The sequence below is a fragment of the Kitasatospora sp. Xyl93 genome, from assembly GCF_055383135.1.
Genome location: NZ_AP029185.1, coordinates 3,014,942 through 3,041,358, shown reverse-complemented (window position 1 = coordinate 3,041,358; position 26,417 = coordinate 3,014,942). Strand labels below are relative to the sequence as shown.

Below are 26,417 nucleotides of genomic sequence, written 5' to 3'. Positions count from 1 at the left end.
CCCAGCCTGCCGGACGCCCGCCCGCTGCCGCGAGACCTCGTGCTGGCGACTTCCGGCGCTGGCGGGAAGTCGCCAACCGTGTTCGCCCGCTGGCTCTGCGTCAGCCGGGGCTTCAACCCGACTTCCGTGCGAAATGGCCGAAACCCGACCGGACCCTGGCCGGACGACATCCCGGAGGCGGGAACAGTCAGCCCCCGGCCGTGGTTGACCCCCGTCGGCGACAGCGACCGTCGGGCCACCCGGGCCCGCGCGGTCACCCATGACGGCCGGCTCAAGGACGGCAGCCAGGAGGGCGGACGGGATGACCACCGAGGACCAGCAGGAGCACGCGACCGAGCCGACGGCCGACGCGGCGATCCGGGGCACCGCCCGGGGAACGGCACCCGCTCCGCTCTCGATCCTCGACCTGGCCACCGTCGGCGTCGGCCACACCCCCGCCGAGGCCCTCGCCGCCACCACCGAGCTGGCCCGCCGGGCCGAGCAGTGGGGCTACCACCGCTTCTGGGTGGCCGAGCACCACGGCATGCCCGGAGTGGCCAGCTCCACCCCCGCCGTCCTGCTCGCCCACCTCGGGGCCAACACCACGACGCTGCGGCTCGGCTCCGGCGGCGTCATGCTCCCCAACCACGCCCCGCTGGCCATCGCCGAGCAGTTCGGCCTGCTGGAGGCCCTGCACCCCGGCCGGATCGACCTCGGACTCGGCCGCGCCCCCGGCACCGACCCGGCCACCGCCCGGGCGCTGCGCCGCGGCCTCGCCGAGGGCGCGGACGACTTCCCGCAGCAGCTCGCCGAGCTGACCCACTTCCTCGACGGGGACTTCCCGGACGGCCACCCGTACGCCCGGTTGACGGCCGTTCCCAAGGGCGAGAACCGCCCGCCGGTCTGGCTGCTCGGCTCCTCCGGCTTCAGCGCCCAGCTGGCCGGCCGCCTCGGCCTCCCGTTCGCCTTCGCCCACCACTTCAGCAGCGCCAACACCATCCCCGCGCTGGACCTCTACCGGTCGTCCTTCCGCCCCTCCGCCGTGCTCGCCGAGCCGTACTCGCTGATCGGCGTGAGCGCGGTCGCCGCGGACGACGAGTCCTCGGCCCGGCGCCTGGCCCGCTCCGCCGCCCTCGGCATGCTCCGGCTGCGGCGCGGCAACCCCGGCCCGATCCCCACTCCGGAGGAGGCCGAGCAGTACCCGTACAGCCCGGTCGAGGCGGACTTCATCGACAGCTGGCTCGACAACGTCGTGCTCGGGGACCCGGGCCGGGTCGCCGACGGGCTGGAGGCGCTGCGCAAGCGGACCGGCGTGGACGAGCTGATGGTCACCTCGCACATCCACGGCCACGAGGCCCGCCTCCGCTCGTACGGCCTGATCGCCGAGGCGTACGGCCTGACGTCGACCGCGTGACGGCGGCGGCCCCGGCGATGCCCCTCGCGATGACCTCCCGACGGCGGTGCCCCGCCGTCGGGAGGTCGGGAACAGCCTGACGGGAACGACCCGGCGACAGGAACGTGCCCGACGGCGACGCGTAACGGGGGCGCCGAGACGGCGACCGCGTGCTCGGCGACCGGCCCCGCCGCGGCCCGACCCGGCAGCCGCCTCCCCCGCCTCAGCCCCGGCGGCTGCCGCCGTCCAGGGCGGGGCGGCCCTCGCGGAGTATGGCCGCGACCAGCTCGGCCTCGCCGGGGCGGGCGAAGTACCAGCCCTGGGCGGTGTCGCAGCCGGTCAGCCGCAGGCGCTCGGCCTGGGCGGCGCTCTCGATGCCCTCGGCGGTGACGGTCAGGCCGAGGGTGTGGGCGAGCTGCACCATCGCGCCGACGATCTGCTCGTCCGCGTCGCTGCGGCGGGAGCCGAGCTCCGGGCGGCCGGGGCGGTCCGCCGCGGCGGGCTCGCGGAAGCCCTCGATGAAGGTGCCGTCCAGTTTGAGCACGTGCACCGGCAGTCGGGAGAGGTAGGCCAGGTTGGAGTAGCCGGTGCCGAAGTCGTCGATCGCGATCCGCACGCCCATGTCGGCGAGCGCCTGGAGGGCCTGGAGGGGTCGGCCGCCGGGGCCGAGCAGGGCGCTCTCGGTGATCTCCAGCTGGAGGAGCCGGGCCGGCAGGCCGGTGCGTTCGAGGGCCCGGGCGACGTCGGCGACGATGTCGGAGTCCCAGATCTGGCGGGCGGCCAGGTTGACGCTCACGAAGGTCTCGGTCTCGGGGAACTCGGCGAGCCACTGCCTGGCCTGCCGGCAGGACTCCTCCAGCACCCAGGTCCCGAGCGGCACGATCGCGCCGGTCTCCTCGGCGAGCGGGATGAAGCGGTCCGGGGAGAGCGTCCCGTAGCGGGGGTGGCGCCAGCGGACCAGCGCCTCCGCGCCGTGCACGGTTCCGTCGGCCAGCCCGACCAGTGGCTGGTACTCGATGGTGAACTCGCCGCGCTCCAGGGCCGGGCGCAGCGCGGTGGCGAGCAGTTGCCGGGTGAGCTGGTGGGCGCCGCGGTCCGGGTCGTAGAGGGTCCAGCGGGCGCGGCCGTCGGCCTTGGACCAGTAGAGCGTGGCGTCGGCGTCCTTGACCAGGTCGGTCGGGGTGGTCTCGTGCACGGACCGCTCGACCACGCCCACGCTGGCGGTGATCACCAGCCGGTGCCCGGCGACGTCGAAGGGACGTTCCAGCATCTCCAGGATCCGGTCGGCCAGCTCGGTCAGCTGCGCGATGCCCAGGCTGTCGGTGACCAGGACGGCGAACTCGTCGCCGCCCATCCGGGCCACCAGGTGCGTGTCGCGCCCCTCGAACCCGTGCCGCAGCCGGGTGGCGACGGCGATCAGCAGCTGGTCGCCGATGTGGTGGCCGAGCGCCTCGTTGATCGCCGCGAAGCCGTCCAGGTCCAGGTAGCAGACCCCCACCCGGCGTTCGCCCGAGGCCCCGGTCGGGCCCGGCCCGTCGGCCGGGGCGAGGCAGGCGGCGTCGAGCCGCTCGAAGAAGGAGGCGCGGTTGGGCAGCCGGGTCAGCGGGTCGTGCAGGGCCTGGTACTCCAGCCGGTCGCCGAGCCGGCGCTGCTCGGTGATGTCCTCCACCAGCGCCAGGGTGTAGAGCGGTTCCCCGGCGCCGTCCCGGATCAGCGAGACGGTGACCTTGCTCCAGACCGTGTGGCCCTCGCGGTGCTTGAGCTGCTTCTCCACGCGGAACCGTTCCCGCTCCCCGTGGACGAGCTCGGAGAAGAGCCGGTCCGGCATGCCCTCCGGGTCGATGATCTCGTGCAGGTGGGTGCGGACCAGGTCTCCGACGCTCCGTCCGATCAGGCTGGCGAAGGCGGGGTTGACCTCGATGATCCGGTCCTCGGCGTCGATCAGGGCCATGCCGATGACGGCGTCGCAGAAGGCGGCCCGGAACCGGGACTCGCTGGCCCGCAGCGCGGCCAGCAGCCGGTCGGTGCCTCCCTCGGCCCGGTCGGTGCCGCCGTCCGCCCGGTCGGTGCCGCCGTCGGCGCGGTCCCGGTCCCGGTCCCGGTGGGCGTCGGCGGTGAGCGGGGCCGAACAGGTCGGGCAGAGCAGCAGTTCCGGCTCCGCGAGCGTCCCGCAGGCGCTGCGGGCGGTGACGGCCCCCGCGGTCGGCCCGGTGTCCGGTCCCGCGCCCGGCCCGGTGGCGGATCCGGCGGCCGGTCCCAGGACCGGCGAGGCGAGGTGGCGGTGGCGTGGTGATCCCTCGTGCCGCACGCCCCGGTGGTGTGCGTCGGCCCCCTCGTTCTGGCCCGGCACGGCATGCTCCCGTCCGCTGCTGACGCTTGACGATGGTCCGGCCGGCCAGTCGGGACCCGGCGGTCGGCTCCGCACTCTGTCGTGGTCCTCGGAGTCGGTCCGCTACGGGCCGCCCGTCGTGGGGCGCCGGCGCGCGGGGACCCACCGGAAGGACAGGGCGCTGCGGCCGATCATAGGCCGCGACGGCAACGCGCGGTGACCGCCGGCAGGGTGATTCGCCCGCTTTGTGATCATGAATGGCGGTACGTGCAGACGCCCCCGGTGCACATCACATGATGTGCACCGGGGGCGCGTGCGCCGAAGCCGCGCCCCTGGGCGCCGGTCGCGCGCCGGAAGTGGCGCGGAATGGGCCGGGAGCCGAGGGCGGACGGGACCGGAGGCGGTGCCGGCGGGAGGAGAGAGGAAGGGGAGAGGGGGTGGCTCAGGCCAGCGAGGCCGACAGGGTGATGGTGGTGCCGGTCAGGGCCTGGCTCACCGGGCAGTTGGCCTTGGCGTCCTCGGCGGCCTTCACGAAGCCCGCCTCGTCCAGCCCCGGGACCTCGCCGACGACGGTCAGGTGGATGCCGGTGATGCCCGTCCCCGGCTGGAAGGTGACGTCGGCCCGGGTCTCCAGCTTGGTGGGCGGGGTGCCGGCGCCGGTCAGGCCGTGCGAGAGGGCCATCGAGAAGCAGGCGGAGTGGGCGGCCCCGATGAGTTCCTCGGGGCTGGTCTTGCCGTTGGGCGTCTCGGCGCGGGCGGGCCAGGAGACGGGGAACTCGCCGATCCCGGAGGAGGCGAAGGTCACCAGCCCCTTCCCGGCGATGAGGTTGCCCTCCCACGCGGTGGTGGCGGTGCGGGTGGTTGCCACGGTCGGTTCCTCCAGTGTCGAGGGAGTGTTCGAGCGGTCACGTCAGGTCATGCGCGCCCAGCCTACGGGCAGACGCCGCGACGGACCGGTGCGTCACGCCGCGGCGGGCGGGCGGAGTGCGGAGCCGTCGGCCGGTCCCGGACCGGCGTCCGGATCGTGGACGGTTCCGTCCGACGGTGCGGGGCTGCAGCGGGGGCCCTGTTAGATTTGCCCGGGCCCGAGCCCGGCCGCCGTACGGCCGGGCGCCCACCGCAGACACCGGGAGCCGCCCCGATGACGGACCACTCCACGACCCCCGAGACCGGCCTGACCGAGGGGATCGACGACGCCGTACGGGCCGAGCTGACCAGCCTGCGCGAGAGCATCGACAACATCGACGCCGCGGTGGTCCACATGCTGGCCGAGCGCTTCAAGGCGACCCAGCGGGTCGGCCGGCTCAAGGCCGAGCACAAGCTGCCCCCGGCCGACCCGGCGCGCGAGCGGGACCAGATCAAGCGGCTGCGGGAGCTGGCGGCGGGGGCGAAGCTGGACCCGGTCTTCGCGGAGAAGTTCCTGACCTTCATCATCGCCGAGGTCATCCGCCACCACGAGGCCATCGCCCGCGCCTGAGACCCGGCCCCGGCGGCCCAAAGCCGTAGGCCCGGCCCCGGCGGCCCAAAGCCGTAGGCCCGGCCCCGGCGGCCCAAAGCCGTAGGCCCGGCCCCGGCGGCCCAAAGCCGTAGGCCCGGCCCCGCCGGCCGAAAGCCGCCGGCCCGGGAGCTGCCGGCCCGGGGCCCGGGCACCTGGTCCCGAGCGGTCACGAACGGCCCAAGGGCCGGCTCACCGGGCGGCCCCGGGACGCCCGGTGATGTCGGCGGCGGCTAAATGACCGATTTCGTCAGGCTCCACGGTTGGCGTAGCGTGCAGACTTCCCCAGCCGGAGAGGTGGAGCAGCGACGATGGCGGTGAACCTGCCCGAAACGCCCAGTGGAGCCGGAGCCCCCAGCGACTCCGCGTCGAACGCTCACGGGGTGTCCGGCGGCCGCGCCGAGGCCCGCCGCCGGGCGCGCGGTTCGCGCGGTCGCAAGGCCCGCCGTTCGGGCCGGCGTCCCCGTCCGTGGTGGATCGAGCTGCCGTTGATGGTGGCGGTCGGCTTGGTGGTCGCGCTGCTGATCAAGACCTGCCTGTTCCAGGTGTTCACCATCCCGTCCGGCTCGATGGAGAACACCCTGCGGATCGGCGACCGGGTCGGCGTGAACAAGCTGGCGCCGCTGACCGGCTGGGAGCCGGAGCCGGGGCAGCCGGTGGTGTTCAAGGACCCGGGGGGCTGGCTGCCGCCGCAGCCCACCGACCCCAACCCGGTCACCAACGCCGTGAGCTCGGTGCTCGGCTTCGTCGGCCTGGTGCCGCCGAAGGACGACAACTACCTGGTCAAGCGGGTCATCGCGACCGGCGGCCAGACCGTGCAGTGCCAGGGCACCACGCTGACCGTCGACGGACGGAAGGTCGACGAGCCGTACCTCCACCCCGGGGACGACTCCTGCGCCGGGCTGGACTTCGGGCCGGTGAAGGTGCCCTCGGGCTACGTCTGGGTCGAGGGCGACCACCGCAGCGACTCCGCGGACTCCCGCTACCACCAGCACGGCCCGGGTGGCGGCGCCGTGCCGGTGGACAACGTGGTCGGCCCGGTGTCGGCCGTCGTGTGGCCGCTCAATCACCTCGACTGGTTCGGCTGGACCGGCCGCTGACCCCACCCTCGGCGGTCACCCGGTCACCCGGTCACCCGGTCACCCGGTCACGGGCTCCGGCTTCGGCCTCTTCGGTCCCGGCGACGCCGGGCCGGCCGGCCCCGGACTCGGCAGCACGGGCTCTCGAAGCCGTGGATCCGTCGCCCCGGGAGCCGGTCGTCCCGGCCCCGTCGCTCCCCGAAGCCGCGCCCGACTCCGCGGGCTTGCTCGCCTGGGCCGCGAAGGCGCCGGTCAGCACGAGCAGGCCGCCCGCGATCTGCGGCAGCCCGAGGTGCTCGCCGAGCAGCACCCAGGCGGTCACGGTGGCGACCACGGCCTCCAGGTTGGCGACCACCCCGGCGATCGGCGGCGAGAGGTAGCCGACCGAGATCACGCCGGTCAGGTAGGCGAGCACGGTCGCGATCAGCACCATCCACGCGGCCGGGAGGAACGCGGGCAGGGAGTGCCCGTTCATCACCACCGACCCGCCGAGCAGGCCCCAGTCGGCCTGCCACGGCCGGGTGAGGGCGGTGAGCAGCACGGCGCCGACGAGCAGCCCGAAGGCGCTGACGGCGAGCGGGTCGACCGGGCGGTCGCCGTGCCGGCCGGCGTCGGCGAGCACGAAGTAGCCGACCTGGCAGACGGCCGCGCCGAGGGCGAACAGCACGCCCAGCGCGTCGAAGCTCAGACCGTTCCAGACCTCGACCACGCAGGCCAGTCCGGCCACCGCGACGCCGGCGCCGACGGCCGCGCCGCGGGTGATCGGCTTGCGCTGGACGAACTTGACGTAGCCGATCAGCAGCGGCGGCCCGAGGTACTCGATGAGCAGGGCGACGCCGACCGGGATGCGGGAGATCGCCGCGAAGTAGCAGGCCTGGACGCCCGCCACGGCGAGCAGGCCGAAGCCGAGCAGCAGGCCGGGGCGGCGCAGTACGGCGTGCCGGTGCCGGTAGGCGACCGGGAGGAGTGCCACCGCCGCCCCGGTGACCCGGAGCCACACGACGTGCAGCGGGGAGAGCCCGGCCTCTATCAGCGGCTTGGCCGCGGTGCCGGAGCCGCCGAAGGCGACGGCGGAGACCAGCGCCAGGCCGAGGCCGAGGGTTCTGCCCGAAGGGAGGGTGGGCGAGGCCGTTGATCTGTGCACCGCCGCATTGTGACAGTCATACGAGTGATCGGGTAAGGCGCCATTCCGTCATTTGGTCCTGCCTACAACTGTGCGGAGTGGCGAACTCACCCGGGCCGGAGAGCCCGGCCGGCCCGGTCCCGAGGACCTGTCCCCGGAAACCCCCGCCCGTCAGCCCCCGGAAACCGACCCGGCACCCGCCCCCGCGAGCGCGTCCGTCCCGCCCGTGGGCTGGGTGGTCGGCTGCGTGGTCGGGGCCGTGGTCGGCGGGGTGGTCGGCGTCGGCTTCGAGGTGGGCCGGGGCGGCCTGGTGGGCTGGGTGGTCGGCTGGCTGGTCGGCGGTGCCGTCGGCGCGGTGGTCGCGCCGCCGTCCGTGCCGCCCGACGGGGTCGAGCCCGAGCCGTCGCCCGGCGTCGTGGTGGGACCGGTGCTGGGAGCGCCGGTGGGGGCGCCCGTCGACGGGCCGCTGCTCGGCGTGCTCGGGGCGGTCGGCAGGTCGGTGGCGCCCGCGGAGTCACCGCCGGCCGGGGTCGGGAAGTCGCCGACCGGCTGGCCCTTGAGCGCGGCCTTCATGTAGCTGGTCCAGATCTGGGCCGGGTACTGGCCGCCCGCCGCGCCGTCGATGCCGCCGACGCCGCTCAGGCTGACCTGGGCGCCGTTGGCCGGGTCCTGGCCGAACAGGGCGACCGAGGTGACCAGCTCGGGGGTGTAGCCCACGAACCAGACCGACTTCTGGTCGTCGGTGGTGCCGGTCTTGCCCGCCGCCGGACGGCCCAGCGCCTTCGCCCGCCAGCCGGTGCCGCCCGGGTCGCTCACCACGCCCTGGAGCATCGAGGTGACCTGGTTGGCGGTGTCCTCGCTGATCGCCTGGGTGGTCTTGTGCGCGGGCAGCGCGACGTTCTCGCCCTCGCGGTCCACCGACTGCACCAGCCACGGGGTGATCTGCCTGCCGCCGTTGTCCAGCGTGGCGTACACGCCCGCCATGTCGAGCACGCTCGGGGTGGCCGCGCCCAGCGGGATGGACGGCACGGGGTCGAGGCCCGGGGTGTTGCCGGGCAGGCCCATCGCGATGGCGGTGTCCTTGACCTTCTGCAGCCCGGTGTCCTGCGCCAGCTGCGCGAACGCCGAGTTCACCGACCAGTCGGTGGCCTGCTGGAGGCTGATCTGGCCGTAGCTCTTGTCGCCCTCGTTCGGCGGGGCGTACGGGGTGCCCTTGCCGCCGCGGACCTTCCGGCCGCTGGTGCCGTCGTAGACCGTGCGCGGGGTGACGGTGCGGCCGTCCTGGGTCCTGGCGTCGTTCTCGAAGGCGGCGGCCAGCGCGATCGCCTTGAAGGTCGAGCCGGCCTGGTAGTCGCGCCGGGTCGCGTTGTCGACGTAGTGCTTCACGTAGTCGACGCCGCCGTACAGGGCGATGACCGCGCCGGTCTTCGGGTCCACCGAGGCGGCGCCGGCCTGGGCGGCCGCGTCCTTCTTGCGCTTGTCCGGGTTCAGGGTGTCGTGCAGCTGGGCCTGGACGGAGTCCTGGAGGGCCTGCTGACGGGACGGGTCGATGCTCAGCTTGACCGTGTAGCCGCCCTTGGCCAGCTCGGCCTCGCTGATCACCCCGCTGGAGGTGAGGTACTGGGTGGCCGCGTCGACCAGGTAGCCGGCCTGGCCGGACAGGCCCGGGTTGGGCTGCGGGTCGCGGACCTCCGGGAAGGCGGTCCTCGCCCGCTCCTCCGCGGGGAGCCAGCCCTCCTTGACCATGCCGTCGAGCACGTAGTTCCAGCGGTTGACGGCGTTCTGCTTGCCCGCCGCGGTGGCGGTGGCCACGTCGTAGGCGCTCGGCGCGTTCAGCAGGGTGGCCAGGTAGGCGCCCTGGGCGGCGTCGAGGGCGGACGCGTCGACACCGAAGTACGCCTGGGCGGCGGCCTGGATGCCGTAGGCGCCGCGGCCGTAGTAGGAGGTGTTCAGGTAGCCGGAGAGGATGTCGTCCTTGCTCTCGGTGGCGTCCACCTTGATGGCGATGAACAGTTCCTTCACCTTGCGGCTGATGGACTGCTTCTGGTTCAGGTACGTGTTCTTCACGTACTGCTGGGTGATGGTGGAGCCGCCCTGGGTGCCCTGGCCCTTGGCGGTGTTGATCGCGGCCCGGGCCAGGCCCTGGACGTTGACCGCGCCCTCGTTGTAGAAGTCCCGGTCCTCGGCGGCCAGCGCGGCGTGCTGGGCGGCCGGGGAGACCTTGTCCAGGGTGACGTTCTGCCGGTTGGTCTGGCCGGTGCGGGTGAGCACCGAACCGTCCGAGTAGAGCCAGGTGTTGCTCTGGGCGGTCGCGGCGGCGTGCGCGTCCGGCACCTTCACCAGGGCGATCCCCAGCGCGAACAGGCCGATGCCGAGCAGCAGCGCCGAGCCGGCGCCGAGCAGGGTCATCCGCCAGGTGGGTATCAGCCGGCGCCAGCCGGTGCGCTTGGGACGGCGCGACTTCTTGCCGCCGGACCCGCCGAACCCACCGGATCCGCCGAACCCGCCGGCCGGGCCGGTGGTGCGCTTGAGCCGCTTGACCGGGCGGAGGCTGATCGACGGCGAGCGACGGCCGCTCTGGGCGTTTCTGGACAAAGCGCGGCCTTTCCTGCGGGCGCACCGGGGCAGCCCGCACGGACGGGGACATCGGCGGTTGGGGACCTTTGTCCCGATTCCGGTTCTACTGCCCTGGACGAGCAGAACGGGCCGGATGGCTCCGGCGGATCGCCAATCGAGACCGACATCACACGCAAAACGGACGTCGGAGGCCAAAAAATCGGGGAGCCCCTCGCTGCTGCGAGAGGCTCCCCAACTGTCTGTGCGCCGCCAGGGACTCGAACCCCGGACCCGCTGATTAAGAGTCAGCTGCTCTAACCAACTGAGCTAGCGGCGCCTGCTGACCTGGAAAACAATACACGCTTCCGAGGGGTGCCTCCGACCATCGCGGTGGACGCCGCCCGATCCGTCCCTTTCCTTCCGGTTGGGCCGGAGTTCGCCGCTGGTTAGGGTGGAACGGTGCCCAGCTCCCAGCCAGGACACCCGCGAGCAGGACCCGGCGGGCCAGGACGTGGCAGGTCGGGACACCGCGCCGCGCGGACGACGGTCGCCGCCCTGCTGCTGCTCAGCGCCGTGGCGTACACCGCCTGGGTCCTGGAGGTCGTGCTGAGCACCGGGCTCGACCCGGTGCAGGCGTACATCAGCGAACTCGCCGCGGAGGACCAGCCGCTGGGCGGCCTGTTCCGGGCCACCGACCTGGCCGCCGGGCTCTGCCTGCTCGCCGCCGCCGGCACCGCCCTCGCCACCGGCCGGGCCGGGGCCTCCCGGCGGCACCGCTGGGCGCTGGCCGGCTGGTCCGCGCTGGCCCTGTCCGGCGCCGCGACCGCCGCCGACTCCCGGCTGCCGCTCAGCTGCACCCCCACCAGCGACGAGATGTGCGCGGCCCGGGAGACCGCCGGACTGGTCCCCGCCACCCACACCGCGCACGCCGTCACCAGCAGCCTCGCCATGGCCGGGGCGCTCGCCGCGCTGGTCTCGCTCACCGTGGCCGCCCGGCGCTACCGCTGGTGGGCGCCGGTGCGCCGGTTCGGGCCCTGGCTGCTGGGCGCCGAGCTGCTCGCCACCGGCTGGAGCCTCGCCTCGATCGCCGCCTTCCAGGCCGGGCACGGCACCTGGGCGCTCGGGGCCGGGCAGCGGTTGCAGGTGCTGCTGGTCGCGCTCTGGCTCGGCCTGCTGGCCCTGGGCGTGGCCCGCTCCGCCCGCCCGAACCCGCCCGACGCGGACGGCACCGAGCAGTACGGCCCGGTCGACGCGGACGGCGCCGAGCAGCGCGGCCGGGACAGTGGCGAGCGGCGCGGCCGGAGCGGCGACGAGCGGCACCGCCCGCCCGAGCCGCTCCCGGACCGGAGGCCGGCATGAGCGCTCCCGGGGCGGAGGCCGACGGCCGGACGCGCTTCCTGCGCGTCGACGGCGTCCCGCTGCACGTCCGCGTCGAGGGCGGCGGTCCGCCCTGCCTGCTCTCCGGCGGCCTCGGCAGCAGCTGGTTCGACTGGGACCTGGTCGTCCCGTTCCTGACGCCGTACCGCACCGTGGTCCGCTTCGACCGTCCCGGCTACGGGCTGAGCGCCGCCGAGCCCGCCGCCGGGCGGCCCGCGCCGACGGCGGCCGGCGAGGCCGGGCGGATCCGGGCGGTGCTGGACGGCCTCGGGCTGCGCGAGCCCTGCACCGTGGTCGGCCACTCGCTCGCGGGCTTCCACGTCGAGGCCTTCGCCCGGCTGCACCCCGAGCGGACCGCCGGGCTGGTGCTGGTGGACGGCAGCGTGGAGGCGGGGGTCCGGCCGTACCCGGCGCCGGCCGCGCGCGACCTGGCGGCCCGGGTGCTGGCCGGCGCCGCCACCGCCCTCGCCGTGCCCTACCTGCTCGGCCCGGCCGTCCGCCGGACCACGGCCCGGCTGTCCACCGTCCGCCGCGAGGACCTCGCCCCGGCGCCGCTGGTCCGGCGCTGCTACCGCACCGGGCGGGCGCTGCGCGCGCTGCTGCGGGAGAACGGCCGCTACCTCGACACGGCCGCCGAGCTGGACGGGCTGCGGCGCACCCGGCCGCTGGCCGAGGACCTGCCGGTCACCGTGCTGGCCGCCGACGACGGCTGCCGGACCCGGCGCGGCGAGGACTGGCTGGCCCGGCAGCGGGAGCTGGCGGCCCTGCTCGGGGCGGACTTCCGCACCACCGCTCCCGCCGGGCACCTGGTGATGTTCGACCGCCCTGACGCGGTGGCCTCGGCGGTGCTCGACACCCGCTGAGGCGTCCAGCGGCACCCACCGGCACCCACCGGCACCCGCTGCAACCCGCTGACCGGCGCCCGGAAACGCCTCAGGCCGCCCACCGGAGTGGACGGCCTGAGACCTTGCCATGTGCGCCGCCAGGGACTCGAACCCCGGACCCGCTGATTAAGAGTCAGCTGCTCTAACCAACTGAGCTAGCGGCGCCTGCTGACGTCGAAGACTTTACACGCCGCCGACCCGATCCACCGAATCGCGTTCGAGCGGCTACCGTCCGCTACCCCCTCCGGCCGTCGGCTCCGGGTGGTGGCAGGCCGCCTGGTGGTCCGCCGCCGGCGCGCCGCCGACCAGGGCCGGCCGCTCCTGCTCGCAGCGGGCCCGGTCGGCCGGGGCCGTGAGCCCGGCGTAGCGGGGGCAGCGGGTGCGGAAGACGCAGCCGGTGCGGCGCTCGGTGGGCGGGGGCGGGTCGCCGGCCAGCAGGATGCGGTCGCGGGCACGCTCGGCGGCGGGGTCGGGGAGCGGGACGGCGGAGAGCAGGGCGCGGGTGTACGGGTGACGGGGGCGGTCGAAGACGGCGGAGACCTCGCCCTGCTCGACCGTCCGGCCGAGGTACATCACGCTGACCCGGTCGGCGAGGTGGCGGATCACCGAGAGGTCGTGCGAGACGAACAGGTAGGACAGGCCCAGGTCGGCCTTGAGCGTCTGGAGCAGGTTGAGCACCCCGGCCTGGATGGAGACGTCCAGTGCGGAGACCGGTTCGTCCAGCACCAGCAGCTCGGGGCGGACGGCCAGCGCCCGGGCGATCGAGACGCGCTGGCGCTGGCCGCCGGAGAACTGGTGCGGGTAGCGGACGGCGTGCTCCGGGTCGAGGCCGACCTGGCGCAGCAGCTCGGGCACCCGGCGGGCGATCTCCTCGCGCGGGGCGCGCTGGGCGAGCAGCGGTTCGGCGACGATGTCACCGACCGGCATCCGGGGGTCGAGGCTGGCCATCGGGTCCTGGAAGACGATCTGCACCCGGGCGCGGAGCCGGTGGGCCTCCGCCCGGGTGAGCGCGGCGGTGTCCCGGCCGAGCAGTTCGATCCGGCCGGTCTCGGGGGCTCCGAGCCGCAGCAGTTCGAAGAGGGTGGTGGACTTGCCGGAGCCGGACTCGCCGACCAGGCCGAGGGTCTCGCCCTCCCGCAGGTCCAGGTCGACGCCGTCCACCGCGTACACCTCGCCGACCTTGCGCTTGAACACCGTGCCCTTGAGCAGTGGGAACGTCTTTCCGAGCCCGCTCACCGACAGCACCGGGGTGCGGGCGGAGCGGTCGTCGGGGCCGGCGGCGGCGGTGGGCAGCTCCGGGACGGGGTAGACCTCGGCCGGTGCGGGACGCCGCTCGGCGAGCTCGGCCGACCGCACGCACGCCGACAGGTGGCCGTCCGTCCCTTCCAGGGCGGGTTCGGCCGCGGAGCAGCGCTCCTCGGCCAGCGGGCAGCGGGCCGCGAACGGGCAGCCCGGGGGCAGTTCGGCCATCGGCGCCGGGGCGCCGGGGATCGGCACGAGCGGGCCGCCGCGCCCGTCCAGCCGGGGCAGTGCGCCGATCAGGCCGAGCGAGTAGGGGTGGCGCGGGGCCGCGAACAGCTCGTCCACTCCGGCCGTCTCGACCACCCGGCCGGCGTACATCACCGCGACCCGGTCGGCCGTCCCGGCGATCACCCCGAGGTCGTGGCTGACCAGGACGAGTGCCGCGCCGGTCTCCCGGCGGGCGGTGCGCAGCACGTCCAGCACCTGGGCCTGGATGGTGACGTCGAGCGCGGTGGTGGGTTCGTCGGCGAGCAGGACGTCGGGCTCGTTGGCGACCGCCATGGCGATCATCGCGCGCTGGCGCATGCCGCCGGAGAACTCGTGCGGGAAGCTGTCCAGGGCCCGGTCGGGCGCCGGGATGCCGACCAGGTCGAGGAGTTCGGCGGCCCGGCGGCGCGCGGTGGCCTTGTCCACCCGCTGGTGGATCCGGACCGCCTCGGCGATCTGGTCGCCGATCCGGTAGACCGGGGTGAAGGCGGAGAGCGGGTCCTGGAAGACCATGGCGATCCGGCGGCCGCGGATCGCGGCGAGCTCCCGGCCCGGCAGTCCGACCAGTTCCCGGCCGTCCAGCCGCACCGAGCCGCTGACGCTCGCCGTGCCGGGCAGCAGCCCGAGTACGGACAGCGCGGTGACGGACTTCCCGGAGCCGGACTCCCCGACGATGCCGAGGGTCTCGCCGCGCCGCAGGGTGAGGTCCACCCCGCGGACGGCGGGGACCGGGCCGTCGGGCCCGGCGAAGTCCACCCGGAGGTCCCGGACGGCGAGCAGCGGGGTTTCGACGACGGTGGTCACGGGCGCTTCCTACGGCTGGCGGCGCGGGGGCCGCTGACGGAACGACGGGTGCGAGGCGAACGGCGGGCGGACCGCGAACGGCGGGGCGCCGCCCCGGAGGTGGGGTCGAGGGCGTCGCGCAGCCCGTCCCCGATCAGGTTGACGGCGAGGACGAAGACCACCAGCAGCCCGGCGGCGAAGTAGAACAGCCACGGGAACACCGGGGCCTCGCTCGTCCCGGCGGCGAGCAGGGTGCCGAGCGAGACGTCCGGGGCCTTGACTCCGAAGCCGAAGTAGGAGAGCGCGGTCTCGCTCATCACGGCGCCGCCGACCGCGATGGTGGCGTCGATGATGAGGAAGGAGGCGACGTTCGGCAGGATGTGCCGGCTGATGATCCGCAGCGGTCGTACGCCCATGAACCGTGCGGCGCGGACGAACTCGCGCTCGCGCAGCGAGATGGTCATCGAGCGGACCACCCGGGCGGTGATCATCCAGTTGAACAGCGCGAGCAGCAGCACGAAGGCGATCCAGCCGGCGCTCTTCAGCCGGCCCGAGACGATGGTGATGATCAGGAAGGACGGGAAGACCAGCAGCAGGTCGACCAGGAACATCAGGCTCCGGTCGGCCCAGCCGCCGAAGTAGCCGGCGCAGGCGCCGACCAGGGAGGCCAGCACGGTGGAGAACAGTGCCACCAGCAGGCCGATGACCAGCGACTTCTGCAGCCCGCGGACGGTCTGGGCGAAGACGTCCTGGCCGACCCCGTTGGTGCCGAACCAGTGCTGGGCGGACGGGGGTCGGTGCAGCGCGGAGAAGTCCGGCGCGGCGTAGTCCCAGGGTGTGAGGTACGGGCCGCCGAAGGCGAGCGCGAACAGCAGCAGGACGACGACGGCCCCGGCGACGGCGCCGCGGGCGGTGAGCAGCCGGCCGAGGACGAGCCGTCCGCGGCCGGTGGACCGGGGGGCGGCGGCCGGGGCGGGGGAGTCGGCGACGGTGGTGGTCATGGTGGGGATCGCCTCCGGTCAGGACCGCACGCGCGGGTCGAGGGCGGCGTGCAGGGTGTCGGCGAGGAAGCCGGAGGCGAGGACGACGACGGCGGTGAAGAGGTTGACGGCCACCACGGAGTTGACGTCCTGTTCGTTGATCGACTGGATCAGCCACTCGCCCATGCCGTGCCAGCCGAAGATCGTCTCGGTGAAGATCGCGCCGGTGAAGATGCCCAGGAAGCTGTAGGCGAACATGGTCGACATCGGGATCACCGCGGTGCGCAGCCCGTGCCGGAGCAGCGCCTGCCGGCGGGTGAGCCCCTTGGCCTCGGCGGTGCGCAGGTAGTCGGAGCCGAGCACGTCGAGCATGGTGCCGCGCTGGTAGCGGCTGTAGGTGGCGAGGCCGCCGAGGGCCAGCGAGATGGTGGGCAGCAGCAGGTGGAGCGCCCAGTCGGCGAGGTGGGTGCCGAGGCCGCCGGTGAGCCCCGGGGTCTCGTAGCCGGTGAACGGGATGACGTCGTGGCCGGCCGCGTCCTTGGCGGCGATGGCGCCGTTCTTGAGGAAGAGCGCGACCAGGAAGACCGGGGTGGAGAGCAGCACGAAGGACAGCACGGTGAGCAGCCGGTCGGAGAGCCGGTACTGGCGCACGGCGCTCCAGGCCCCGGCCGCGACGCCGAGGACCATGCCGAGCAGGCTGCCGATCAGCAGCAGCCGCAGCGAGACCCAGACCCGGCGGCCGAAGTCGTCGGTGACCGGGGTGTCGTGGATGGTCCGGCCGAGGTCGCCGTGGAGCAGCCCGCCGGCCCAGTGGCCGAAGCGTTCGACGACCGGGGTGCGGTCGTTCAGGTTGAGCGCGGTGAGCTGGCGCTCGACCGATTCGACGGCCGGGCGGGGGACCTTGGCGTCGAAGTAGGTGCGAGGCTGCAGGGCGGTCGCGGAGATCGCGTACGCCAGGAAGACGGCGGCGATCAGCAGCACCGCGTAGTAGCTCAGCCGCTTCGCCAGGTAGCGGAGCATCAACGGCCGCCCGTCGCGGTGCGGGTGGGGCCGACGCGTCTGGTGGGCATCGGGTGGTGGCCTTCGTTCCGGGCCCGGTCGGGGCGTCAGTGGGCGGGTGGGGAGCGGGATTCGGGAAAGCGCTGGTCAGAGTGAAGCACCGGGTCGCTGAGGTGGTGTTGCGCCCGTGTTGCCGCGTGTGACTTTTGGATCAGGTGTGCGCTCCTCCCCCTGGTGGCGGATCTGATCCGCTGTTACGTTCTGCTCGCCCGGTGCCGAATTGGCTGCCCACGCTCAAGCCTCGTCACACCTCGCGCGCCCCGACTCGCGTCACCAATCCCAGGGGGACCCTCATGGACGCTTCCACCACGGCCCGCCGTCTCGGCCGGGCGACCGCCCTCGCCGTCGCCGTCGCGCTGGCGGTCACCGCGTGCAGCTTGGGTGGGGGCGGCTCGTCCGGCGACGTGGCCAAGACCGAACCGCCGGGCACGGGTGCCAACGACCTCAACCCCAAGCCGGCGGACCAGCTCAAGGACGGCGGGGAGGTGCGCTTCCCGCTGTACCAGTGGATCACCCAGTGGAACCCGCTGCAGGTGGACGGCTTCTACGGCTCCGCGGTCTCGATCATGCGCAACCTGGAGCCCTCGCTCTTCACCACCGACGCCGCCGGCACCTTCCTGCCCAACCCGGACTACCTGGTGGACGCCAAGGTCACCTCGACCTCGCCGCAGGTGGTCACCTACAAGCTCAACCCCAAGGCCAAGTGGTCGGACGGCAAGCCGCTCGGCTACCTGGACTTCAAGGCCGACTGGCAGGCCGCGAGCGGCAAGGACCCGGCGTACAACGTCTCCGACCCCTCCGGCTACGAGCAGATCTCCGCGGTCGAGGAGGGCGCCGACCCGACCGAGGTGAAGGTCACCTTCGCCGAGCCGTACGCCGACTGGCAGAACCTGTTCCGTCCGCTGATCCCGGCGGCCGGCATCTCCACCCCGGACGACTTCAACAAGGGCTGGGTGGAGAAGATCCCGATCACCGCGGGCGCGCTGAAGGTCGGCACGGCGGACAAGACCGCGCAGACCCTGACCCTCGTCCCGGATCCGGCCTGGTGGGGCACCAGGGCCAAGGTCGACAAGATCACCTTCCGGGTGATGTCCCAGTCGGCGACGACCCAGGCGTACCTCAACAACGAGATCGACTACGCCGCGGCCGGCACCGCCACCGCGTACGGGCAGCTCAAGAACGCCAAGGACACCGTGATCCGCAGCGCCAGCCCGTGGGACGAGGTGCACATCTCCTTCGGCGGCTCGGGCGCGCTGGCCGACCAGAAGGTCCGCCAGGCGCTCGGCAAGGCGCTGGACCGCTCCGCGCTGATCAAGATCGCCAACAACGGGGTGCCGGTGGAGTTCAAGCCGCTCGGCAACCACATCTTCATGCCCAACCAGACCGGCTACCAGGACACCTCCGGCGAGTGGGCCAGGTTCGACCTGGCCGCCGCGAAGAAGCTGCTGGACGAGGCGGGCTGGAAGGAGGCCGGCAGCGGTCAGCCGCGCACCAAGGACGGCCGGCCGCTGGAGCTGCACTGGGTGCTCAACGACTCCACCCCGCAGGCCCAGATCGACCTGGCCACCGCGGCGGTGGCGATGTGGCAGGCGGCCGGCGCCAAGGTCAGCCTGGACAAGGTGCCGGCGAACGACTTCTTCACCAAGTACGTGAACCCGGGCAAGTTCGAGATCGCGAGCTGGCGCAACACCGACTCCTTCCCGCTGTCCAAGAGCCTGACCAACTTCCGGCTGCCGGTGGGCGACAACAGCTTCAGCAACCCCTCGCGACTGGGCAGCCAGGAGATCGACGACCTGCTGAAGAAGGCGGCCGGGGCGGTCGACCCGGCGGAGGCCGCGAAGCTCTACAACCAGGCGGACGCGAAGATCTGGGAGCTCGGCCACACCGTCGAGCTCTACCAGCGGCCGGAGGTCGTGGCGACCCGCAAGGGACTGGCCAACTACGGGGCCTTCGGCCTGGCGGCGGAGGACTACAGCAGGATCGGCTGGGAGAAGTAGCCGCCGCGACGAGGCGGGACGCACGGCAGGCGCTGGCGAGCAGCGCGGTGATCACGAGGCCGGTGGCGCGGACGCGGGAGGATCGGCCGTGCCGCCCCCGCTGTCCCGCCACCCGCCTTGACCTTCCGCGTTGCCCGCAGGCCGCCCGTGTCGTGGGGCCCGACCGGGCCCGCGCTCTTCCAACCGGGGAAGAATCTAGCGGCGCCCCGCCCGCGCGCGACGCAGCGCGCGGGACGCGCCCGGAAACCCGCCGAGGTGTCACCCGGTTCGCGCACCGGAGCGTCAACTACGGCTGACGGTAAGGAAAAAAGGGACATTCAGGGCCGTCGCGGCCGGGGGGGGCGCGGGTTCCCGCCCGCGCCCCCGAGCACGCGCACGGCCGTCCCCGAGCGCCCGCACGGTCGCGCCCGGGAGCGCGTACGCCGCCGTGCCCGAGCGCGCACACGGCCGTGCCCGAGCGTGCACACCTGCCGCGCCGGTGCGTGCGCCGGGCCGGGAGCGCTGCCAGGATGCGCGGGACGATCCCCCGACTCCCGGAGCCGTACCGATGGCCAGTGACCCCGCCGCCGCGGCACCCCGCAGCCACCCCGTCGACCCGCCGCCGGTGCGCCGGATGGTCCCGCGCGACCGGCACGAGCCGCACCGGGTCGCCACCCCGCTGGAGCTCTTCTTCGACCTCTGCTTCGTGGTCGCGGTCGGCCAGGCCGGGCGCGAACTCGCCCACTCGCTCGCGGCCGGGCACTACGGGGACGGCCTGCGCGGCTACGCGCTGGCCTTCTTCGCGATCTGGTGGGCCTGGATGAACTTCACCTGGTTCGCCTCCGCGTACGACGTCGACGACGTGCCGTACCGGGTCACCACGCTGGTGCAGATCGCCGGGGTGCTGATCCTCGCCGCCGGGGTGCCCCGGCTGTTCGCCACCCAGGACCTGACGCTGGCGATCGCCGGCTACGTGGTGATGCGCCTGGCGATGGTCACCCAGTGGCTGCGCGCGGCCGCCAGCGAACACGGCCTGGCGCGCCGGGTCGCGCTGGGCTACGCGGCGGGGATCACGCTCTGCCAGGTCGGCTGGGTGGTGATGCTGTTCCTGCCGCAGGGCGCCCGGCCGTACGCCGTCCCGGTCGGGGTGCTGTGCGAGCTGGCCGTGCCGGTGATCGCCGAGCTGCGGCTGCGGACCGCCTGGCACCCGCACCACATCGCCGAGCGGTACGGGCTGTTCACCCTCATCGTGCTCGGCGAGACGGTGGCGGCGGCGACCGTCGCCGTGCAGTCGGCGGTGGACGAGCACGAGGGGCTGGGCCGGCTGGTGCCGGTGGCGGTCGGCGGGCTGCTGATCTGCTTCGCCGCCTGGTGGATCTACTTCGCCCGGCCCGTCCACGAGCACCTGCGCTCCAACCGGCAGGCGCTGGTCTGGGGCTACGGGCACTACCTGGTGTTCGGCTCGGCGGCGGCGATCGGCGCCGGGCTGGAGGTGGCGGTGGAGTCGGCGGTGCACAAGGCGCACATCTCCGCGACGGCCGCCACCGCGACGGTCACCGTGCCCACCGCGCTCTACCTGGCCACCGTCTGGTTCCTGCACTCCCGGCACACCAAGCGGGGCGCGGTGGCCCAGTCCCTGGCACCGGTGGGGGCCGTGCTGGTGCTGGCCTGCACCGCGCTCGGCGACTCCGGGGTGCTCGCGGCGGGCCTGGTCTGCGCGCTGATGGTGGCGGTGGGCGTGCTGGTCCACGGCCTGGAGAGCAGGCGGGCGCAGGCCGGCCGGCCGGACCGCGGCTCGGGGGCCGACGGCTAACCGGCCCGCCCCAGCAGCACCGGCTCGTGCCGGGCCAGCCAGTCCAGGTAGGCCGGGTTGTCCTTGGCCAGGTCCAGGTAGGCGGCCCGCAGTTCGCCGTACAGCGCGTCCAGGGCGGGCGCGCTGAGCACCCGCGGACGCCAGGTGAACAGCAGCCGGACGGCCAGCGGGTCCCCGTGCACCGGCCGGACCACCGTGCCGGGCCCGGGCAGCGAGGTGGGCTGGCAGGGGCGGACGGCCTCGCCGGAGGCGACCAGCTCGGCGGCGGTGGCGTTGTCCCGCACCTGCACCACCCGGGGGTTGAGCCCGGCCTCGCTGAACACCCGGCGCATGGCCGCGTACTCGTGGTCGGCGGTCGGGTCGACCATCCAGGTGTCCTCGGCGAGGTCGGCCAGGTGGACGACCGGCCGGGCGGCGGCCGGGTGCCCGGCGGCGAGCGCGACGAACTGCGGCTCCCGGGCCATCAGCACCCGCTGCTCGGCGTCCGGCGGCACCCGCAGCGGGAAGCCCTCGCTCTCGTACACGAAGGCCACGTCCAGCTGGTCGGCGGCGACCATCCGCAGCAGTGCGCTGGCCGAGATGTCCACGTGGATGGTGGTGTCGGTGTCCGGCAGCCGCTCGTGCACCCGGCGCAGCCAGGCCGCGACCGCCCGGTTGCCGACACTGCCGATCCGCAGCCGCCGCTGCCGCCCGGGGGCGGCCGAATCCCGCGCCTCCTGGCGGGCGGCGGTCACCAGGGCGGCCATCTCGGTGATCACCGGCCGGGCCCGGGAGAGCACCGAGTGGCCGAGCGCGGTGGGCCGGCTGCCGGTCTGCTCGCGGGTGAACAGGGTGCCGCCGATGGCCCGTTCGATGCGGTGCAGCTGAGTGGTGAGGGAGGGCTGGGTCATGCCGAGCTGGAGCGCGGCCTTGCGGAGGCTGCCGGTATCGGCGATCGCGCACAGCACCCGGAGGTGTCTCACGTCGAGCTCCACGTCGGGAGCATAATCGCCGTCACGCTTCCTCGCCAAGGACATGACAGGCATTCAAGTGCGCGCCGACGGGCATGCCGGCTCGGAGCGCGGCGCGACTGCTCGGCGCGACTGCTCGGCGGGACGCGGCGCGAACGGCCGCGAACGGGCGGTGGACAGGCCCATTGACGCGGTCCGCGGGCGGGGTTCGGAGCGGCGGGCCGCTCGGCCGGAATCGAGCGGCCCGCCGCTCCGGGTACTTCCCCGAACGGGAGCCTAGCCACCGCCGGAACGGAATGCCAGGGGCACGGTTGAGTCAAGGCGAGGAAAAGACAGCTCAATTCCGCTCGGCGGCAGGGGTATTGGACGGTGCTATCGCGGGTTGGCATCATCCGCACGCGCACCGGCTTGCCCGAAGCTCTGGGGACACCACCCGTTGACCAGGTGTCCCCCAAGCCGGCCCCCAACCGGCCACGTCACCTCAGGAATCGGAGCCCCCACATGAAGCGATCCGTGCTGTCCGCCACCCTCGGCCTCGCCCTCGCGGCCGGCCTCGCGGTACTGCCCACCACCGCCGCCGCCGCGGCGCCGGCCGCTCCGGCCGTGCAGGGCTACACCTCCTCGACCTACGCCGGCTCGGCCGAGGAGGCCGCCAACAACCAGGCCTTCTTCCAGGCCGTGATGACCTCCGCCAAGGCCAAGCAGGCCGCCAACCCCGGCCTGGCGGTCGTCACCGTCACCTACGACGCCAGCTCCGCCCCGACCTTCAGCAACCAGATATCCCAGTCCGCGCAGATCTGGAACAGCTCGGTCGCCAACGTCAAGCTGCAGTCCGGCTCGGCCGCCGACTTCCGCTACTACGAGGGCAACGACAGCCGCGGCTCGTACGCCAGCACCGACGGCCACGGGCGCGGCTACGTCTTCCTCGACTACCGGCAGAACCAGCAGTACAGCTCGGTGCGCGTGGTGGCGCACGAGACCGGGCACGTGCTCGGCCTGCCGGACCACTACACCGGTCCGTGCAGCGAGCTGATGTCGGGCGGCGGCCCCGGCACCTCCTGCACCAACGCCTACCCGAACAGCACCGAGCGCAGCCGGGTCAACTCGCTCTGGGCGCGCGGCTGACCGAGGGCCCTTCCTCGCGGTGAGCGACCCCGGACCGACCGCCTCGGCGCGGTCGGTCCGGGGCTTCGCCGGTTCGGGCGGCCGCGCCGTACCCGCGGGGCGTCCGCCTGCGCCGGCCGGTCGCCGTGCCGTCGCTGCGGGGCGTTGTCGGTGCGGCGTGCGAGCATGCGGGCGAGACCCCCGCCGCCTCCGACCGCCAGGAGCCACCGCCATGTCCCGTGCCGTCCCCGACCGGCTCGCCGACCTCCCGTACGCCGAGCTGCTGCGCCCGCACACCGGGCCGCTGCGCAGCGACGAGCGGTACGACACCGCGCACTTCGACGGCGGCGAGCACACCGACGAATCGGGTGCCGGGGCGGCCTTCCTGGAGTGCGCCTTCACCGGTGTCGCGCTCAGCGGCGTCAAGCTGCGCCAGGCCCGGTTCAACGAGGTGTGGGTGCGGGCCGGCCGCTGGGTCGCCTGCGACCTCAGCGACTCGCAGTGGCAGGACAGCTCCTTCGTCGGCGGGGTGCTCGCCGGGGTCGCCGGGTACGGCTCGGCGCTGCGCCGGGTGGTCTTCCGGGGCTGCAAGCTGGAGGCGGTCAACCTGCGCTCGGCCGTCCTGCGGGACGTCGTCTTCGAGGACTGCCTGCTGCGCGACGTGGACTTCGGGGAGGCCAGGCTGACCGAGGTCTCCTTCCCCGGCTCCACGTTGGAGGAGGTCCGGCTGCGCGGCGCGACGCTGAGCCGGACCGACCTGCGCGGCGCCGTCCGGCTCGGCCTGGCCGACGGCCACCAGGGCCTGCGCGGCGCGGTCATCAGCTCCACCCAACTACTGGAGCTGGCACCCCAGTTCGCCCACGCGCTGGGAATCGACGTCAAGGACCGCTGAACCCGCCCCACAGTCCGGCCGTCCAGCCGCGCGGGCCCGACCGCCCGGGTGGGCGGCCGGGCCCGCGGCGACTCGGGGCGGCCCTACGTCCAGGGGGAGGACGGGAACCAGATGTAGCCGAGCCGGCCCAGGATCCGCAGGTCCCAGTACACGACGGTGAAGACCCCGGCGACCAGGAAGGCCGCGGCGGTCAGCACGCTGATCCGGGCGGGCCTGGCCGCCAGCCGGCGCTGCAGCCGTCCGCCCACCCCGTAGGTGAGCAGCACGAACAGCAGCGCCATGACCACGATGTTGCCGATCGACTGCAGCAGGAACGCGCCGGCGCCGTAGAGCGGGTTGTGGGTGTTGGCGGCGTGCCGGAAGAGATCGCGGAAGAGCGGGTACGGCCGGCCCACCAGGAAGCCGCCGATCAGCACGCCGACGAGCACCAGCGGTGCGTTCGGGAAGCGGCGGGAGAGGCCGGCCAGTGGGTCCCGGATCAGGCCGACGGCGGCCAGGCCGAGCACGATCATCACCAGCCCGATCAGGCCGAAGGTCGTCATCGACTGTATCGACCGGGGCGTCAGACCCTTGCTCGCGGCCGTCGAGAACTGCGGCATGTGCGTGCCGACGAGGCCGACCAGGGCGCCGTAGGCGGCGGAGACCGGGGCCATGCCCGCGAAGATCCAGCCCAGCGGCCGGGCGACGTGCAGCAGCCTGCCGCGCAGCGACGGCGTCTGCCCGACCAGCGGGCCGATCGCGCCGAAGGCCGCGATGTTGCAGGCGGTGAACGAGCCGGCCAGCCCGGTGACGAAGGCGAACAGGATGCCGGAGAGCACTCCGGCGATGGGGGTGCGGTGGGCGTCGTGCCCGAGCAGGGCGTCGGCGCTGCTGAAGCCGATCTCGTCGTCGACCAGCTTGGCGTTCCAGGCGTACGCCAGCAGGAGCCCGCCGGCGGTACTGAGCAGCAGGGTGAGCCAGCGGCGGCGGGGGAAGTCGCCGGTGACGAACAGTGAGGTGCGGGGGGCGGGGCGGCGTGGATCCGGGTCGGCCAGGGAGTTCGGCCGACCCGACGCGAAAGTGCTCATGGCGGTGTCTCTCTTCGGCAGGGGACGGTGCTCGAGCGCTGACATCCTGCCGGTGCGGCCGATCTGCCGCTTCTTCCATCGTGCCCTGTCGGCACGCCGCCGGACGGCGCCGCCGGTTGCCCGCCCGGCGGCGCCGTCCGACGCGGTTCAGTCCTCCCGGCCGTAGCCGGAGTCGACGATCCGCTTCGCTCCCTCGGCGTAGTAGCCCGGGTCCGCGGGGAGTTCGGTGGCCAGGCCGTCGACGTACCGGTTGTACATGCAGAACGCGGCGGCGATCAGCACTGTGTCGTGGATCTCGGTGTCACCGGCGCCGGCAGCGCGGGCGGCCGCCACCGCCTCCTGCGAGACCGGACCGACCTTCTCCTGCACCTCCGCGGCGATCCGCAGCAGGGCGCGCATCCGCTCGCTGAGCGGCGCGCTGGAGGGGTCGGCCAGGGCGGCCTTCACCAGGTCGTCGCCGCCGTCCAACTGCGCTCCGGCGAAGGCACTGTGGGCGCCCTCGCAGAAGCGGGTGCCGTTGAGCCGGGAGACGTAGGCGGCGACCAGCTCGCGCTCGCCCCGACTCATCGGGGCGGGGGCCCGCAGCAGCGCGTCGGCGAGCATGCCCAGCGGGGCCGCGGTGTCCGGACGCAGCGTCAGCAGGCCGCTGATCCCGGGCAGTCCGTTGTCGATGGTGATGTGCGGCACGGGGTACTCCCTCGTCTGGGACGGACGGACGACGCTCCATCCTCACGGCTGCCGGGCCGGGCCGCCAACTCCGAGATTGCCCTGGAACGCCGCCCGGCCGCCCGGGAACGGCGGCTCAGCCGAACGGCCCGCCCGCGCGAGCGGCCCGCCCACAGGCACGGGCCGCTCAGCCGACCGGGCCGCGGGGGAACCACGGGTCGTGGACCTCCCGGGGGCCGTCCGGCGTCAGCAGGGTCAGGCTGTGGGCGCCGGAGGCGTACTCGGCCAACTGCACCGAGCCGTGCCGGGTCTCCAGCTCCGCCTGCACGGGCAGCGGCAGCTTGGTCAGCGCCCGCCGCAGCTGCAGCGCGTCGCGCCGGCTGATCGGCTGCGGGGAGCGCAGCACCAGCCGCAGCGGGCTGAGCGGCCCGGCCACCGGCACCCCGCTGCCCAGCTCGTAGCCGACCGCGCCGATCGGGCCCCAGGGCAGCCGGTGGTCCGCCACCAGCCGGTCGACCTCCGGCAGCAGGGCCAGCGCCGCGATGCCGGCCAGCCGCTCGGGGGCCAGCCGCGCGCGCCGTTCGACGAGCTGCTCGGGCCGCAGCGTCCGGGCCACCGCCGCCCAGGGGGCGAGCGCGTCCAGCCGCTGCCCGGGGCGCGGCCCGCGCACGGTCACCGGGAACCACAGTTCGGGCGCCGCCTCCGGGTCCCGGGTGCAGCGCTGCGGGTGCGGCAGGTCCACCGGGTGGCTGACCACGGCGGGCGCCCGGCCGACCGTCACCCAGGGGTGCGCCCGCAGCACCGCCCGGGCCCAGTGCGGCAGTTCGCCGCCCGCGAGCGGCCGCAGCGAGCTGGGGCACTGCATCAGCAGCAGGTCGTGGGTGCCGGGCAGCCGCCCGTCCAGCGCGGCCAGCGGGCCGACCCGCCGGCGCGGTCCGTCGTGCGGGTCCTCGGCGGTGCGCCGGGCGTGGCTTCCGGGATGTGCGACGGTCACAGCGGGCTCCAGAGGGTGGCGTCGATTTTCGCCGACGACCCCACTGTCCGCGCGCCCGGGGGCCCTCGGCTACGGCCGTTCGGCGCGTCCACCAGGGACCAAGGGCTCAAGGTGCGTCCGGGGGAACCCGGTGTGAGAGTAGGGGCAGCCCGGTATTCCGACCTTCCGTCCATCCCGTTTGGAGGAGTCATGGGCATCTTCGACAGGTTGTTCCACCGGCCGCAGCAGGAGTCCACCGGGCAGGACGCGGCCCAGCGCGCCGCCCTCGCCCACGACGAGGCCGCCGACGCGTACGGCGACGACCCCGAGCGCAGCCGGGACCAGGGGGAACGGCTCGCCCAGGAGGAGGCCGACCGGCGTGCCGCCGAGAACATGACGGCCGAGGGCGACCCCTGGGACTGAGCCCGGG

General features: G+C 74.2%; 20 protein-coding genes, 2 tRNA genes and 1 pseudogene. 10 read left to right on the top strand and 13 right to left on the bottom strand.

Annotation, left to right across the window (positions count from 1 at the left end):
• The first annotated feature begins 301 nt into the window (after positions 1-301).
• Positions 302-1,393: an LLM class flavin-dependent oxidoreductase gene (locus tag ACZ5GH_RS13350; protein WP_464334355.1), complete on the top strand. Its 1,092-nt coding sequence runs from the start codon at positions 302-304 to the stop codon at positions 1,391-1,393.
• A gap of 202 nt (positions 1,394-1,595) precedes the next feature.
• Here ACZ5GH_RS13350 and ACZ5GH_RS13345 read toward each other — a convergent pair whose 3' ends face one another.
• Both ACZ5GH_RS13345 and ACZ5GH_RS13340 read right to left on the bottom strand, forming a co-directional pair.
• Positions 1,596-3,722 (bottom strand): putative bifunctional diguanylate cyclase/phosphodiesterase, encoded by a 2,127-nt coding sequence (locus ACZ5GH_RS13345; RefSeq protein WP_464334354.1) that lies wholly within the window; start codon positions 3,720-3,722, stop codon positions 1,596-1,598.
• 421 nt (positions 3,723-4,143) lie between these two features.
• The gene (locus ACZ5GH_RS13340; protein ID WP_464334353.1) at positions 4,144-4,569 is read right to left on the bottom strand and encodes an OsmC family protein; all 426 of its coding nucleotides are present in this window, start codon (positions 4,567-4,569) and stop codon (positions 4,144-4,146) included.
• 273 nt (positions 4,570-4,842) lie between these two features.
• Here ACZ5GH_RS13340 and ACZ5GH_RS13335 point away from each other — a divergent pair, with 273 nt between their 5' ends.
• Together ACZ5GH_RS13335 and lepB are read left to right on the top strand one after the other, a co-directional pair.
• On the top strand, positions 4,843-5,178 hold the full coding sequence (locus ACZ5GH_RS13335) for a chorismate mutase (protein WP_464334352.1): 336 nt from the start codon (positions 4,843-4,845) through the stop codon (positions 5,176-5,178).
• Between the two features lie 401 nt (positions 5,179-5,579).
• The gene (gene lepB / locus ACZ5GH_RS13330) at positions 5,580-6,296 is read left to right on the top strand and encodes a signal peptidase I (RefSeq protein ID WP_464334351.1); all 717 of its coding nucleotides are present in this window, start codon (positions 5,580-5,582) and stop codon (positions 6,294-6,296) included.
• Positions 6,297-6,327: 31 nt separating this feature from the next.
• On the opposite strand, the gene ACZ5GH_RS13325 is transcribed toward lepB, so the two are convergent.
• The 3 genes from ACZ5GH_RS13325 to ACZ5GH_RS13315 form a co-directional block, all read right to left on the bottom strand.
• The gene (locus ACZ5GH_RS13325) at positions 6,328-7,419 is read right to left on the bottom strand and encodes an EamA family transporter (protein ID WP_464334350.1); all 1,092 of its coding nucleotides are present in this window, start codon (positions 7,417-7,419) and stop codon (positions 6,328-6,330) included.
• Between the two features lie 150 nt (positions 7,420-7,569).
• Positions 7,570-9,993 carry a transglycosylase domain-containing protein gene (locus ACZ5GH_RS13320; RefSeq protein ID WP_464334349.1) on the bottom strand — a complete coding sequence of 808 codons (2,424 nt, stop codon included), beginning with the start codon at positions 9,991-9,993 and terminating at the stop codon, positions 7,570-7,572.
• Between the two features lie 224 nt (positions 9,994-10,217).
• Positions 10,218-10,291: transfer RNA gene (locus ACZ5GH_RS13315), tRNA-Lys, on the bottom strand.
• Positions 10,292-10,509: 218 nt separating this feature from the next.
• Between ACZ5GH_RS13315 and ACZ5GH_RS13310 the strand changes: the two are divergent.
• Together ACZ5GH_RS13310 and ACZ5GH_RS13305 are read left to right on the top strand one after the other, a co-directional pair.
• Positions 10,510-11,157 (top strand): annotated as a pseudogene (locus tag ACZ5GH_RS13310) (DUF998 domain-containing protein); the annotation flags it as partial.
• A gap of 152 nt (positions 11,158-11,309) precedes the next feature.
• Positions 11,310-12,194: an alpha/beta fold hydrolase gene (locus ACZ5GH_RS13305; RefSeq protein ID WP_464334348.1), complete on the top strand. Its 885-nt coding sequence runs from the start codon at positions 11,310-11,312 to the stop codon at positions 12,192-12,194.
• A gap of 112 nt (positions 12,195-12,306) precedes the next feature.
• Here the strand turns inward: ACZ5GH_RS13305 and ACZ5GH_RS13300 are convergent.
• The 4 genes from ACZ5GH_RS13300 to ACZ5GH_RS13285 all read right to left on the bottom strand — a co-directional run bounded on the left by ACZ5GH_RS13300 (position 12,307) and on the right by ACZ5GH_RS13285 (position 16,507).
• A tRNA-Lys gene (locus tag ACZ5GH_RS13300) sits at positions 12,307-12,380 on the bottom strand.
• Positions 12,381-12,440: 60 nt separating this feature from the next.
• Positions 12,441-14,528, bottom strand: coding sequence for an ABC transporter ATP-binding protein (locus ACZ5GH_RS13295; protein ID WP_464334347.1), 2,088 nt, complete (start codon positions 14,526-14,528; stop codon positions 12,441-12,443).
• Positions 14,525-15,508 (bottom strand): ABC transporter permease, encoded by a 984-nt coding sequence (locus tag ACZ5GH_RS13290; protein ID WP_464334346.1) that lies wholly within the window; start codon positions 15,506-15,508, stop codon positions 14,525-14,527. Before ACZ5GH_RS13290 ends, ACZ5GH_RS13295 begins: the two co-directional genes overlap by 4 nt.
• An 18-nt stretch (positions 15,509-15,526) precedes the next feature.
• Entirely contained in the window at positions 15,527-16,507 is a 981-nt protein-coding gene (locus ACZ5GH_RS13285) for an ABC transporter permease (RefSeq protein ID WP_387757005.1), read from the bottom strand.
• A gap of 332 nt (positions 16,508-16,839) precedes the next feature.
• On the opposite strand from ACZ5GH_RS13285, the gene ACZ5GH_RS13280 reads away from it, so the two are divergent.
• Entirely contained in the window at positions 16,840-18,543 is a 1,704-nt protein-coding gene (locus ACZ5GH_RS13280) for an ABC transporter family substrate-binding protein (protein ID WP_464334345.1), read from the top strand.
• Between the two features lie 547 nt (positions 18,544-19,090).
• Positions 19,091-20,335 carry a low temperature requirement protein A gene (locus ACZ5GH_RS13275; RefSeq protein WP_387757007.1) on the top strand — a complete coding sequence of 415 codons (1,245 nt, stop codon included), beginning with the start codon at positions 19,091-19,093 and terminating at the stop codon, positions 20,333-20,335.
• Here ACZ5GH_RS13275 and ACZ5GH_RS13270 read toward each other — a convergent pair.
• Positions 20,332-21,351, bottom strand: coding sequence for a LysR family transcriptional regulator (locus ACZ5GH_RS13270; protein ID WP_387757008.1), 1,020 nt, complete (start codon positions 21,349-21,351; stop codon positions 20,332-20,334). The two genes, ACZ5GH_RS13275 and ACZ5GH_RS13270, sit on opposite strands and share 4 nt — an antisense overlap.
• 435 nt (positions 21,352-21,786) lie before the next feature.
• Here ACZ5GH_RS13270 and snpA point away from each other — a divergent pair, with 435 nt between their 5' ends.
• Positions 21,787-22,410, top strand: coding sequence for a snapalysin (gene snpA / locus ACZ5GH_RS13265; protein WP_387757009.1), 624 nt, complete (start codon positions 21,787-21,789; stop codon positions 22,408-22,410).
• A gap of 211 nt (positions 22,411-22,621) precedes the next feature.
• Positions 22,622-23,281 carry a pentapeptide repeat-containing protein gene (locus ACZ5GH_RS13260; protein ID WP_464334344.1) on the top strand — a complete coding sequence of 220 codons (660 nt, stop codon included), beginning with the start codon at positions 22,622-22,624 and terminating at the stop codon, positions 23,279-23,281.
• A gap of 83 nt (positions 23,282-23,364) precedes the next feature.
• Here ACZ5GH_RS13260 and ACZ5GH_RS13255 read toward each other — a convergent pair whose 3' ends face one another.
• From ACZ5GH_RS13255 to ACZ5GH_RS13245, 3 genes are all read right to left on the bottom strand, one after another.
• Complete coding sequence (locus ACZ5GH_RS13255) at positions 23,365-24,348, bottom strand: hypothetical protein (protein ID WP_464334343.1); 984 nt, start codon at positions 24,346-24,348, stop codon at positions 23,365-23,367.
• Positions 24,349-24,495: 147 nt separating this feature from the next.
• A complete protein-coding gene (locus ACZ5GH_RS13250; protein ID WP_387757012.1) occupies positions 24,496-25,035 on the bottom strand; it encodes a carboxymuconolactone decarboxylase family protein in 540 nt (179 codons plus the stop codon).
• A gap of 166 nt (positions 25,036-25,201) precedes the next feature.
• Positions 25,202-26,008, bottom strand: coding sequence for a phosphoribosyl-dephospho-CoA transferase MdcG domain-containing protein (locus tag ACZ5GH_RS13245; RefSeq protein WP_464334342.1), 807 nt, complete (start codon positions 26,006-26,008; stop codon positions 25,202-25,204).
• A 189-nt stretch (positions 26,009-26,197) separates the two neighbouring features.
• On the opposite strand from ACZ5GH_RS13245, the gene ACZ5GH_RS13240 reads away from it, so the two are divergent.
• A complete protein-coding gene (locus ACZ5GH_RS13240) occupies positions 26,198-26,410 on the top strand; it encodes a hypothetical protein (protein ID WP_387757014.1) in 213 nt (70 codons plus the stop codon).
• The last annotated feature ends 7 nt before the right edge of the window (positions 26,411-26,417 follow it).